The sequence below is a fragment of the Enterobacter kobei genome (assembly GCF_001729765.1).
In the GTDB taxonomy this organism is placed as follows: Bacteria; Pseudomonadota; Gammaproteobacteria; order Enterobacterales; family Enterobacteriaceae; genus Enterobacter; species Enterobacter kobei.
This window is the reverse complement of sequence record NZ_CP017181.1, coordinates 4391215-4404549: the sequence shown is the minus strand read 5'-3', so window position 1 is coordinate 4404549 and position 13335 is coordinate 4391215. Positions and strand designations below refer to the sequence as shown.

The 13335-nt window shown below is 52.2% G+C and carries 7 protein-coding genes, 1 tRNA gene and 3 rRNA genes; 4 read left to right on the top strand and 7 right to left on the bottom strand.

Annotation, left to right across the window (positions count from 1 at the left end; translation table 11 throughout):
• Positions 1-183: 183 nt before the first annotated feature.
• The 4 genes from BFV64_RS21315 to rrf (BFV64_RS21300) all read left to right on the top strand — a co-directional run bounded on the left by BFV64_RS21315 (position 184) and on the right by rrf (BFV64_RS21300) (position 3518).
• Positions 184-3089: ribosomal RNA gene (locus tag BFV64_RS21315) — 23S ribosomal RNA — on the top strand.
• A gap of 64 nt (positions 3090-3153) precedes the next feature.
• Positions 3154-3269, top strand: a 5S ribosomal RNA gene (gene rrf / locus BFV64_RS21310).
• A 14-nt stretch (positions 3270-3283) separates the two neighbouring features.
• Positions 3284-3359 (top strand) — tRNA-Thr (locus BFV64_RS21305).
• Positions 3360-3402: 43 nt separating this feature from the next.
• Positions 3403-3518 (top strand): 5S ribosomal RNA (gene rrf, locus BFV64_RS21300).
• Between the two features lie 106 nt (positions 3519-3624).
• On the opposite strand, the gene BFV64_RS21295 is transcribed toward rrf (BFV64_RS21300), so the two are convergent.
• The 7 genes from BFV64_RS21295 to BFV64_RS21265 all read right to left on the bottom strand — a co-directional run bounded on the left by BFV64_RS21295 (position 3625) and on the right by BFV64_RS21265 (position 13043).
• Positions 3625-4383 (bottom strand): amino acid ABC transporter ATP-binding protein, encoded by a 759-nt coding sequence (locus BFV64_RS21295; protein ID WP_014885454.1) that lies wholly within the window; start codon positions 4381-4383, stop codon positions 3625-3627.
• A 7-nt stretch (positions 4384-4390) separates the two neighbouring features.
• A complete protein-coding gene (locus BFV64_RS21290; RefSeq protein WP_045134746.1) occupies positions 4391-5494 on the bottom strand; it encodes an amino acid ABC transporter permease in 1104 nt (367 codons plus the stop codon).
• Positions 5495-5503: 9 nt separating this feature from the next.
• On the bottom strand, positions 5504-6685 hold the full coding sequence (locus BFV64_RS21285) for an amino acid ABC transporter permease (RefSeq protein ID WP_014885452.1): 1182 nt from the start codon (positions 6683-6685) through the stop codon (positions 5504-5506).
• Between the two features lie 67 nt (positions 6686-6752).
• A complete protein-coding gene (locus BFV64_RS21280; RefSeq protein WP_014885451.1) occupies positions 6753-7778 on the bottom strand; it encodes an amino acid ABC transporter substrate-binding protein in 1026 nt (341 codons plus the stop codon).
• Positions 7779-8252: 474 nt separating this feature from the next.
• The gene (locus tag BFV64_RS21275; RefSeq protein ID WP_008502867.1) at positions 8253-8474 is read right to left on the bottom strand and encodes a lipoprotein; all 222 of its coding nucleotides are present in this window, start codon (positions 8472-8474) and stop codon (positions 8253-8255) included.
• A 304-nt stretch (positions 8475-8778) separates the two neighbouring features.
• Entirely contained in the window at positions 8779-11892 is a 3114-nt protein-coding gene (locus BFV64_RS21270; protein WP_069602417.1) for an efflux RND transporter permease subunit, read from the bottom strand.
• A gap of 11 nt (positions 11893-11903) precedes the next feature.
• A complete protein-coding gene (locus BFV64_RS21265) occupies positions 11904-13043 on the bottom strand; it encodes an efflux RND transporter periplasmic adaptor subunit (RefSeq protein WP_014885449.1) in 1140 nt (379 codons plus the stop codon).
• Between the last annotated feature and the right edge of the window lie 292 nt (positions 13044-13335).

The following is a 13335-nucleotide window of genomic DNA, read 5'->3' as shown; positions in this document are numbered from 1 at the left end:
TCGTGAGTGAAAGTCACCTGCCGTCATATCTCAAAACTGACTTGCGAGTCATGTTTGAGATATTTGCTCTTTAAAAATCTGGATCAAGCTGAAAATTGAAACGACACACATGTTATGTGTGTTCGAGTCTCTCAAATTTTCGCAAACCGATGGTGAATCGAAAGAAACATCTTCGGGTTGTGAGGTTAAGCGACTAAGCGTACACGGTGGATGCCCTGGCAGTCAGAGGCGATGAAGGACGTGCTAATCTGCGAAAAGCGCCGGCGAGGTGATATGAACCTTTGACCCGGCGATGTCCGAATGGGGAAACCCAGTGTGATTCGTCACACTATCGTTAACTGAATACATAGGTTAACGAGGCGAACCGGGGGAACTGAAACATCTAAGTACCCCGAGGAAAAGAAATCAACCGAGATTCCCCCAGTAGCGGCGAGCGAACGGGGAGCAGCCCGGAGTCTGAATCAGCTTGTGTGTTAGTGGAACGGTCTGGAAAGTCCGACGGTACAGGGTGATAGTCCCGTACACGAAAATGCACAGGTTGTGAACTCGAAGAGTAGGGCGGGACACGTGGTATCCTGTCTGAATATGGGGGGACCATCCTCCAAGGCTAAATACTCCTGACTGACCGATAGTGAACCAGTACCGTGAGGGAAAGGCGAAAAGAACCCCGGCGAGGGGAGTGAAAAAGAACCTGAAACCGTGTACGTACAAGCAGTGGGAGCCTACTTGTTAGGTGACTGCGTACCTTTTGTATAATGGGTCAGCGACTTATATTCTGTAGCAAGGTTAACCGAATAGGGGAGCCGAAGGGAAACCGAGTCTTAACTGGGCGTTAAGTTGCAGGGTATAGACCCGAAACCCGGTGATCTAGCCATGGGCAGGTTGAAGGTTGGGTAACACTAACTGGAGGACCGAACCGACTAATGTTGAAAAATTAGCGGATGACCTGTGGCTGGGGGTGAAAGGCCAATCAAACCGGGAGATAGCTGGTTCTCCCCGAAAGCTATTTAGGTAGCGCCTCGTGAACTCATCTTCGGGGGTAGAGCACTGTTTCGGCTAGGGGGCCATCCCGGCTTACCAACCCGATGCAAACTACGAATACCGAAGAATGTTATCACGGGAGACACACGGCGGGTGCTAACGTCCGTCGTGAAGAGGGAAACAACCCAGACCGCCAGCTAAGGTCCCAAAGTCATGGTTAAGTGGGAAACGATGTGGGAAGGCACAGACAGCCAGGATGTTGGCTTAGAAGCAGCCATCATTTAAAGAAAGCGTAATAGCTCACTGGTCGAGTCGGCCTGCGCGGAAGATGTAACGGGGCTAAACCATGCACCGAAGCTGCGGCAGCGACGCTTATGCGTTGTTGGGTAGGGGAGCGTTCTGTAAGCCGTTGAAGGTGGCCTGTGAGGGTTGCTGGAGGTATCAGAAGTGCGAATGCTGACATAAGTAACGATAAAGCGGGTGAAAAGCCCGCTCGCCGGAAGACCAAGGGTTCCTGTCCAACGTTAATCGGGGCAGGGTGAGTCGACCCCTAAGGCGAGGCCGAAAGGCGTAGTCGATGGGAAACAGGTTAATATTCCTGTACTTGGTGTTACTGCGAAGGGGGGACGGAGAAGGCTATGTTAGCCGGGCGACGGTTGTCCCGGTTTAAGCATGTAGGCGGAGGTTCCAGGTAAATCCGGTACCTTTTTAACGCTGAGGTGTGATGACGAGGCACTACGGTGCTGAAGTAACAAATGCCCTGCTTCCAGGAAAAGCCTCTAAGCATCAGGTAACACGAAATCGTACCCCAAACCGACACAGGTGGTCAGGTAGAGAATACCAAGGCGCTTGAGAGAACTCGGGTGAAGGAACTAGGCAAAATGGTGCCGTAACTTCGGGAGAAGGCACGCTGATATGTAGGTGAAGCCCCTGCGGGTGGAGCTGAAATCAGTCGAAGATACCAGCTGGCTGCAACTGTTTATTAAAAACACAGCACTGTGCAAACACGAAAGTGGACGTATACGGTGTGACGCCTGCCCGGTGCCGGAAGGTTAATTGATGGGGTTAGCGGTAACGCGAAGCTCTTGATCGAAGCCCCGGTAAACGGCGGCCGTAACTATAACGGTCCTAAGGTAGCGAAATTCCTTGTCGGGTAAGTTCCGACCTGCACGAATGGCGTAATGATGGCCAGGCTGTCTCCACCCGAGACTCAGTGAAATTGAACTCGCTGTGAAGATGCAGTGTACCCGCGGCAAGACGGAAAGACCCCGTGAACCTTTACTATAGCTTGACACTGAACACTGGTCCTTGATGTGTAGGATAGGTGGGAGGCTTTGAAGCGTGGACGCCAGTCTGCGTGGAGCCGACCTTGAAATACCACCCTTTAATGGCTGGTGTTCTAACGTAGACCCGTGATCCGGGTTGCGGACAGTGTCTGGTGGGTAGTTTGACTGGGGCGGTCTCCTCCCAAAGAGTAACGGAGGAGCACGAAGGTTAGCTAATCCTGGTCGGACATCAGGAGGTTAGTGCAATGGCATAAGCTAGCTTGACTGCGAGAGTGACGGCTCGAGCAGGTGCGAAAGCAGGTCATAGTGATCCGGTGGTTCTGAATGGAAGGGCCATCGCTCAACGGATAAAAGGTACTCCGGGGATAACAGGCTGATACCGCCCAAGAGTTCATATCGACGGCGGTGTTTGGCACCTCGATGTCGGCTCATCACATCCTGGGGCTGAAGTAGGTCCCAAGGGTATGGCTGTTCGCCATTTAAAGTGGTACGCGAGCTGGGTTTAGAACGTCGTGAGACAGTTCGGTCCCTATCTGCCGTGGGCGCTGGAGAATTGAGGGGGGCTGCTCCTAGTACGAGAGGACCGGAGTGGACGCATCACTGGTGTTCGGGTTGTCATGCCAATGGCACTGCCCGGTAGCTAAATGCGGAAGAGATAAGTGCTGAAAGCATCTAAGCACGAAACTTGCCCCGAGATGAGTTCTCCCTGAGACTATAAGTCTCCTGAAGGAACGTTGAAGACGACGACGTTGATAGGTCGGGTGTGTAAGCGCAGCGATGCGTTGAGCTAACCGATACTAATGAACCGTGAGGCTTAACCTTACAACGCCGAAGGTGTTTTGGCGAAGAGAGACGATTTTCAGCCTGATACAGATAACAGAATTTGCCTGGCGGCTTTAGCGCGGTGGTCCCACCTGACCCCATGCCGAACTCAGAAGTGAAACGCCGTAGCGCCGATGGTAGTGTGGGGTCTCCCCATGTGAGAGTAGGGAACTGCCAGGCATCAAATTTAGTGTGCTGATATGGCTCAGTTGGTAGAGCGCACCCTTGGTAAGGGTGAGGTCCCCAGTTCGACTCTGGGTATCAGCACCACTTTATACTTAGGTTAAAGTTCGGCAAGAAGTAAAAGAATTTGTCTGGCGGCTTTAGCGCGGTGGTCCCACCTGACCCCATGCCGAACTCAGAAGTGAAACGCCGTAGCGCCGATGGTAGTGTGGGGTCTCCCCATGTGAGAGTAGGGAACTGCCAGACATCAAATAAGTGAAAAGGCCATCCGAAAGGATGGCCTTTTTGCGTTTATGTGCAGAAAAAACGGTAGGCCGGGTAAGGCAAAGCCTCCACCCGGCAAAGCAAATGACTAATGAATCACCTGCGACAGGAATGCACGCGTACGTTCCGACTTCGGATGCGCAAAGAACTCATCCGGTGGGGCCTGTTCAACGATCTCACCGCGGTCCATAAAGATCACCCGGTCTGCCACCGTTCTGGCAAAACCCATCTCATGCGTCACGCACAACATCGTCATCCCGGATTGCGCCAGCCCAATCATAGTATCCAGCACTTCTTTCACCATTTCCGGATCCAGCGCAGATGTCGGTTCGTCAAACAGCATAATTTTGGGTTTCATGCATAGCGAACGGGCGATAGCCACACGCTGCTGTTGTCCGCCTGAGATCTGGCCGGGAAACTTATTGGCGTGCTCTGCAATACGTACGCGTTCGAGGTAATGCATTGCCAACGCCTCCGCTTCCTGTTTCGGCATCTTTCGTACCCAAATCGGCGCAAGCGTACAGTTCTGCAGAACGGTCAGGTGGGGAAATAGATTAAAGTGCTGAAATACCATCCCCACTTCCTGGCGTACGCGTTCGATATTGCGAATATCTTCATTCAGCTCGATACCATCAACCACAATGCGTCCCTGCTGATGCTCTTCAAGATGGTTGATACAGCGAATGGTTGTCGATTTCCCTGAACCGGAAGGGCCGCAAAGAACGATTCGTTCGCCTTGCTTTACCTTGAGATTAATGTCTTTCAGGACATGAAACTGTCCATACCATTTATTCACGTTTTCCAGCGTAATCATCGCGTCGGCGGGTGTCATAGTAATTTGGCTCATAATTTCCTCAGTGCGGTGTACGCCCGGTGTTAAAGCGCTTTTCCAGGTGCTGGCTGTAGCGCGACATGCTAAAACAAAAGATCCAGTAGATCAGAGCAGCAAAGACATATCCCTCGGTGGACATGCCCAGCCAGGCAGGGTCAACGGTTGCCTGCTGCACGCTGCTAAAGAGATCGAACAATCCGATGATGATGACCAGGCTGGTATCTTTGAAGAGGGCAATGATCGTGTTGACCAGGCCCGGGATCACCAGCTTGAGTGCTTGTGGAAGGATGACCAACCCCTGCGTTTTCCAGTATCCGAGAGCAAGTGATTCCGCTGCTTCGTACTGGCCTTTAGGTAACGCCTGCAGGCCACCACGCACAACTTCAGCGACATAGGCAGACTGAAACAGAATCACCCCGACCAGGGCACGAATCAGTTTGTCGATCGTTGTACCTTCTGCCATAAACAGCGGCAGCATGACCGAAGACATAAACAATACGGTGATCAGTGGTACGCCACGCCAGAACTCAATAAAGATCACTGAGAGCACACGCACGACCGGCATTGTTGAACGACGCCCCAGAGCGAGTAAAATGCCCCACGGCAGAGCGCCAGCTATCCCCACAGAAGCGATAATCAACGTCAGCGTCAGACCGCCCCACTGGCGTGTTTCAACGCGTTCCAGCCCCAGGAAGCCGCCATACAACAACACCCAAACAATAATGGGATACGCTACAGCCCAGCCGGCAATATAGCGTCCGCGATGAGGTAGCTTTTTCCCGAACATTACGGCGATGGAAAGCAGACCGATAACCAGCGCCAGATTAATCCGCCAGCGCTGTTCATGAGGATACAATCCATACATGAACTGGCCAAAACGCTCGTGAATAAACACCCAGCATGCGCCTGCTTTCGTACAGTCGGCACGCGTGGAACCCACCCAGTTCGCCTGCAGGAATGCCCAGTTGAGTAGCGGCGGGATCAGTTCCCACATCAACCACAGGCAGACTATTGTCAGCAGGCTGTTGCTCCAGCTGGAGAACAGGTTCTTACGTGCCCAGATAATGAAACGTCCACCGGTTGTGCTGGCTGGACGCGAGGAGTGCGACAGTATCGCTTTCGACATCATAAATCCTTAGCGCTCGACCAGTGCAATACGGCGGTTATAAAGGTTCATCAGCAATGAAATCGCCAGACTGATGATCAGATAGACAGACATGGTGATGGCAATGGTTTCGATAGCTTGTCCGGTCTGGTTAAGCACGGTGCCGGCGAAGAGAGACACCATATCCGGGTAACCAATCGCGGCGGCCAGCGATGAGTTTTTGACAATGTTGAGATATTGACTGGTCAGTGGCGGAATGATTACCCGCAGGGCCTGGGGAATAATGACCTGGCGCAGCGTCACGGTATTCGGTAAACCAAGTGAACGCGCCGCCTCGTGCTGTCCGTAAGGCACCGCCTGGATCCCGGAGCGAATGATTTCTGCAATAAATGCGGAGGTATAAATCGAGAGCGCCAGCGTGAGTGCTGCCAGTTCAGGAATTAACACCATCCCGCCCTGGAAATTGAACCCGCGCAGATGGGGGATATCCCAGTGCAAAGCCGCACCAAAAAGCCAGTGAGCGACTAACGGTAAGCCAACAATTAGCGCAGCGCCAACGGGCCATGTTTTACGAAGCTGCCCTGTTTTAATCTGGTGCTTGCGGTTATAACGGAACAGCCCGACAGAAATGGCGATCGCAATAATAACTGCGACGATGAAGGCGTAAAGCCCTTCGGCGAACTGCGGAGAGGGAATGTATAGCCCACGATTACTCAGGAAAAACAGCTCAAACGCATCGACGGCCTGGCGGGGGCCAGGAAGGTTACGCAGGACCGCGAAATACCAGAAAAAGATCTGCAGCAGCGGTGGGATGTTGCGGAAAGTCTCAATATAAAAGGTTGAAAGCTTCCGCAGGAGCCAGTTTTCAGAAAGACGAGCCAGGCCAATAAAGAAACCCAATATCGAGGCGAAGACAATACAAAGCGCCGATACCAGCAGCGTATTCAGTAAACCGACCACAAACACGCGTCCGTACGTGTCACCTTCCTCATAATCAATAAGATGCTGAACAATACCAAACCCTGCACTGCGATCCAGGAACGCAAAACCGGAGGTAATACCGCGGTTATTCAGGTTGGTGATGGTGTTATGGATGAGATACACGGCGATGAGAACAACCGCAACAATAGCAATGATCTGGAATAGCCAGGCGCGGACCGCGGGATGAGAAAAGGATAGCGTTCCTTTTACGGCTGAGCGGCGATGGGACATAAAGAAACCTCAGTAACCATGACTCTGGACTGGGCACCGCCTGAGCAGTGCCCGTTACAGCTTTGACTTAACGTACTGGTGGCGCGTACTGAATGCCGCCGTTATTCCAGAGATTGTTCTGGCCGCGTTTGATCTTCAGCGGGCTTTCCGATCCCACGTTGCGCTCAAAGATCTCAGAATAGTTACCCACCTGCTTGATGATGTTGTAAGCCCACTTGTTATCCAGCTTCAGATCCTTGCCGAAATCACCCTCTTTACCGAGCAGGTGAGCCATATCCGGGTTGGATGGATTAGCGGCTTTCTCATCAACGTTTTTCGAATTGATGCCCATCTCTTCCGCGTTCAGCATGGCAAACAGGGTCCAGCGAACAATGGAGAACCAGTCTTCATCACCACGACGAACAACAGGTCCGAGAGGTTCTTTGGAGATCACTTCTGGCAGCACAATCCATTCTGCCGGGTTGCTCAGCTTAATACGTAAGGCATACAGCTGTGACTGGTCAGAGGCCAGCGTGTCGCAACGGCCGGATTCCAGTGCTTTGGCTGATTCATCCGAGCGATCAAACGTCACAGGGGTGTATTTCATCTTATTGGCTTTGAAATAATCCGCGACGTTCAGCTCAGTATCCGTACCCGCCTGGATACACACGGTGGCGCCATCCAGTTCTTTGGCACTTTTCAGGCCCGCTTTATTGTGGGTCAGGAATCCGATGCCGTCATAATAGGTCACGCCGGTAAATGACATCCCCATACCTGCATCACGAGAGGAGGTCCAGGTGGTATTACGCGAGAGCATGTCAACTTCACCGGATTGCAGCGCCGTAAAGCGTTCTTTCGCCGTCAGCGGGGTGTATTTTACTTTGCTGTCATCCCCAAAAACGGCAGCTGCGACGCCGCGGCAGACATCCACATCAATACCGGTAAATTTGCCGTTCGCATCGGCATATGAGAAGCCAGGCAGACCATCACTGATACCACATTGAACAAAACCTTTCTTTTTAACGGCATCCAGTGTCGTACCCGCATGGGCCTGGCCCGCTACGGCAAACAACATGCCTGCAGCGGTCAGGCTGGCTATCATCGTCTTTTTCATAATGCATCCTGTGTGGCGAAATTTATCGTTATAGAAGCGCTTTTTAAGCGCTAAACCTGTCTGTGGCTTTGGCCAACGTTTATAAAGCAAACGTAATGCCAGTTTTGCGTTCTACAAAATAAGTGATAACAGAACGCTTAATGCTGAGTGTAGACACGCTTAAATAAAACGAACGCCCCGAAACGGTGCGAAATTACAACCTGTGCCACAAATCGGAGCAAAAGTTTCGATGAGGATGAGATAAATCAAGAGATAGTTTCTGAAGTGAATATTGGCAGGGTATTCAATAAGATTAATGTGTGAAAATCATCACGATAAAATATGAAATAAACTTTTTTATACTAAAAAGATGTGATAGCCAGTTGATGGGAATTAATTTCTTGAATAAAAACGGGGCTATTTTTTTACTTATTAGAAAACAATGCACTTTTTAAACGCAAAAGCGCGGCCCGAGCCGCGCTTTCTTAATTGATGTTACTTCGTCAGGGCAACGATACCCAGCGTCAAACCCGCCACGGCAGCCGCTCCGCCGGCGATAGCACCCGCGGTTTCCCAGTTATCCTGGGTGGTGCCTTTCATACAGGTATTGGTATGAACCAGTCGACCCTGGTCATCGTAAACCGGTACACATGGAGAATCGTGCGCGCATCCAGCAAGTAGCGCAGCGAGAAGTGCAACGGAAATGAATCTTTTCATGATGTTACCTCAGTATTATTTCTCATTCGCTACAAAGCCAGGAGGGCTATTAACGAACTGGAGGCTATTTTACCACCGGGATAACACCTCGTTGCACGGGGAATAATCTCAAAGTATGTCGTTTGTAAAAATCGTGGAGAAAAGTCGGTTTCAGGATGAATTAATGGAGAAATTATGGAGACACAACAGGGCGTTTCTACTTAATGTAAATCACCGCATTTTTAACACTGCAATTCAATAATGTCTAATTTATTGTTTATATTAAAAATAAAAAAGGCACCACAGGGTGCCTTTCATGGGGACGTTACTCTTTATGGCGGGTAAACCGTCGCCGGACAACCACAAAGAAAACGGGAACGAAGAAAATCGCCAGCAGCGTCGCGGAAAGCATGCCTCCCATAACGCCCGTACCGACAGCATTTTGCGCACCGCTCCCGGCTCCGGTACTGATTACCAGCGGCATGACGCCAAGGATAAAGGCCAGGGAGGTCATCAGGATTGGTCGAAGGCGCATCCTTGATGCTTCCAGGGTGGCTTCAATAATCCCTTTACCTTCTTTATCCATCAGGTCCTTAGCAAATTCGACAATCAGGATGGCGTTTTTCGCCGACAGGCCAATTGTCGTCAGCAGGCCGACCTGGAAATAGACGTCATTGTTCAATCCGCGCAGCGACGCGGCGAGCAGAGCACCGATAACACCCAGCGGCACAACCAGCATCACGGAGAATGGGATGGACCAACTCTCATACAGGGCCGCCAGACACAGGAACACCACGATCAGTGAAATGGCATACAGTGCGGGCGCCTGGTTACCGGAAAGGCGTTCCTGATAAGACATGCCCGTCCAGTCATAGCCAATTCCTGCAGGCAGTTTTGCGGCCAGGCTTTCCATCAACACCATCGCTTCCCCGGTACTTTTACCCGGTGCGGATTCCCCGAGGATCTCCATTGAAGGCATCCCGTTGAAGCGTTCCAGGCGAGGTGAGCCATAAACCCAGTGAGAGTAGCTAAAGGCGGAGAAGGGGACCATCTCTCCGTTCGCGCTGCGCACGTAAAGGTTGTTAATGTCCCCCGGCAGCATGCGGAAACGGGCATCTGCCTGCACGTAAACTTTTTTCACGCGCCCGTGGTCGATAAAGTCGTTCACATAGGTGCCACCCAACGCCGTCGAGATAGTCTGGTTGACGTCGGAAAGACTGACGCCCAATGCCTGCGCCTTTTCCTGATCGACATCCAGCTTGAACTGAGGCGTATCTTCCAGTCCGTTTGGACGCACGCGCACCAGCAGGTCTGGGTGCTCTTTTACCATCCCGAGCAGTTGATTACGTGCCTGCGTCAGCTGGGTATGTCCCAGGTTAGCCTGATCGATAAGTTCAAAGTCGAATCCCGTTGCGGTTCCAAGCTCAATAATCGCAGGCAGGTTGAACGGGAACACCAGGCCGTCTTTAATCTGACTGAACGCTTTTGTCGCGCGACCCACGATATCTTCAACGCTATTTTTCTCGCCCGGGCGCTCCTCCCAGGGCTTCAGGCTGACAAAGGCAATACCGGAGTTCTGACCCTGGCCGCTAAAGCTAAAGCCGTTTACGGTGAAGACGGATTCAACGTTCGCCTTCTCTTTGTCCAGATAGTAGTCCTGAACCTGGTCGAGGACCGCCTGAGTACGCGTCTGGGTCGCCCCCGCCGGGAGTTGAACCATTGTCATAAAGACCCCCTGGTCCTCTTCGGGCAGGAAGGAGGTCGGTAAGCGCAGGAACAACACCGCCATGCCACCAACAATAATGACATACACCACCAGATAGCGACCGGTCTTACGCAAAATACCGCTCACGCTGTTGCTGTAGTGTTCCACACTCTTATCAAAGAGCGCATTGAACCAGCCAAAGAAGCCCCTTTTCTTCTCATGGTGGTCGCTGGAGACGGGCTTAAGCAACGTTGCGCAGAGTGCAGGGGTCAGGATCAGCGCGACCAGCACGGATAGCGCCATCGCGGAAACGATAGTTAACGAGAACTGGCGATAGATGGCCCCAGTCGAGCCACCAAAAAAGGCCATCGGAACAAAGACCGCCGAGAGGACCATGGCGATCCCCACCAGCGCGCCCTGAATCTGCTCCATCGACTTCTGCGTGGCCTCTTTCGGCGGCAGTTTATCTTCCACCATCACGCGCTCAACGTTCTCGACGACCACGATGGCGTCATCAACCAGTAGCCCTATCGCCAGCACCATCCCAAACATCGTCAGGGTATTGATGGAGAAACCGAACGCAGCCAGCACGGCGAAGGTCCCCAGCAGAACAACCGGCACGGCGATCGTTGGGATCAGCGTTGCCCGCAGGTTTTGCAGGAACAGATACATGACCAGGAAGACCAGAATGATCGCCTCAAACAGGGTCTTCACCACTTCATGAATCGAGATTTTCACAAAAGGCGTGGTGTCGTAGGGGTAGACGACCTTCAGTCCCTGCGGGAAGAACTGTTGCAGTTGTGCCAGCTTGCTCTTGATGGCTGCCGCCGTATCCAGCGCGTTTGCACCAGTAGCGAGCTTAATCCCCAGACCAGTTGCCGCCTGCCCGTTGATTTTGGTCACCATATTGTAGTTTTCGCCACCCAACTCAATGCGAGCCACATCCTTCAGATGAACCATTGAGCCGTCCTGGTTCACTTTGAGCGTGACGCGACCAAACTCTTCCGGTGATTTCAGGCGAGTTTGCGCGATGATGGAGGCATTCAGCTGCTGTCCAGGGACTGATGGTGTTCCACCCAACTGGCCTGCCGCTATCTGGTCGTTCTGCGTTTTTAACTGATTGATAATATCCAGCGGCGTCAGTTGGTATTTGTTCATCGCGTTACTGTCGAGCCAGATGCGCATCGCATACTGGGCACCAAACAGCTGAACGTCGCCGACACCCGATGTTCGGCTGATGGCATCCTTGACGTTCGAAGCGACGTAGTCGGAGATATCATCCTGAGTAAGGCTTTTATTGTCCGAAACAAAACCGGCGACCAAAAGGAAGCTGCTGCTGGACTTCTCAACGCCAATCCCTTGCTGCTGAACTTCTTGCGGCAGCAGCGGCATGGCCAGCTGCAACTTGTTCTGCACCTGCACCTGGGCGATGTCCGGGTCTGTTCCCGACTCGAAGGTCAGGGTGATGGTGACATTACCCGCTGAATCGCTGGTGGAGGACATATACATCAGGTTATCGATACCGTTCATGTTCTGTTCGATAACCTGGGTCACGGTATCCTGTACCGTCTGGGCATCTGCGCCGGGGTAGGTTGCGGAAATCGCAACGGCTGGCGGGGCAATCGTTGGATACTGGGCAACGGGCAGTTTGAGAATAGCCAGCCCGCCTGCAATCATCAAAATGATGGCAAGTACCCAGGCGAAAACCGGCCGCTGAATAAAGAAATTAGCCATGTCGTCGTTCCTTAACTGGCGGGCGCTGTGGTGGTATCTGGGGTGGCGACGACGGTGGCACCTGGCCTGGCTTTTTGTAATCCGCTGACAATCACGCGGTCACCGTTTTTCAGCCCTTCCGTCACCAGCCAGCGATCGCCAATGGCCTGAGGCGCAACGACGGTGCGTGGCTCAACCTGGTTTTTATCGTTAACCACCATGACGGTTGCATCCCCTCGCGGCGTACGGGTCAGGCCCTGCTGGGGAATCAGAATTGCATTCGGCTGTGTGCCTTCATCAATGCGGGCGCGAACGAACATCCCGGGTAACAGAAGGTGTTGAGGGTTAGGGAAAATGGCGCGCAAGGTAATCGAACCGGTACTTTCATCCACCGTGACGTCTGAGAACTGCAACGTTCCTTTCAGCGGATAAGGCTGACCATTTTCCATCAGCAGTTCAACGCTGCTGGCCGTGTCGCCTTTTTGCAGGCTTGTCTGTTTCAGGCGCATAAATTCATTGCTGGACTGGGTGACGTCGACGTAAATCGGATCAAGCTGCTGGACTGTTGCCAGTGCAGAGGCCTGCCCGTTCGTGACGAGAGCACCTTCTGTCACGCTGGATTTGCCGATGCGCCCATCGACGGGAGACGTCACTTTGGTATAGGCAAGGTTAATACGTGCACTTTCGACGCCGGCTTTGGCGGCGATAACACTGGCATCGGCCTGTTGGGCTGTTGCCACGGCCTGGTCATACTCTTGCTTGCTGACATACTGGGTGCCTACCAGCGGGAGATAACGTTTTACTGTCAGATGCGCAATATTGGCCGCCGCCTGGGCCTTCGCCAGCTCACCTTTCGCGCTGTCGTAAGCCGCCTGATAGGTCGCAGGATCAATCTGGTAAAGCGAATCTCCTGCTTTTACATCGCTACCTTCCGTGAAGTTACGACGCAGGATGATACCGCTAACCTGTGGACGAACCTCCGCCACGCGGAATGCATCCGTTCTGCCCGGGAGTTCAGTGGTGACCGCCAGCGGCGCGCTTTTCACGATATGCACGCTGACCTGAGGTGCCTGGGGATGTTGTTGTTGGTTTTCCTGGCCATCGCATCCAGAGAGCAGTACAGCGCAGACAATGAAACCGGATAAGGGCAAACGTCTGAAATGATTCGTCATTACTGTTCCTTTAAATACCCATTAACCGAGATTTGCCGTAGAACGGTCGTTGGGGCAGAGGGATAAAAAAATAAAATGTAGCTGCGTATAATAATGAGGATATTTAATGTTTTTTAATTTATAAGTGCGAATGACGAGGCGTGAAGGAAAAATCAGAATGGGGCCCGGAGAAGATATGAATATACTCCCCTCCAGGCTAACCACATAAAGAGAGTTTAATGCCTTAAAATATTCATATCATGAATTAAATATTGATTATGCATTTGTATAAATTATGAGTTAAGGGATTTGA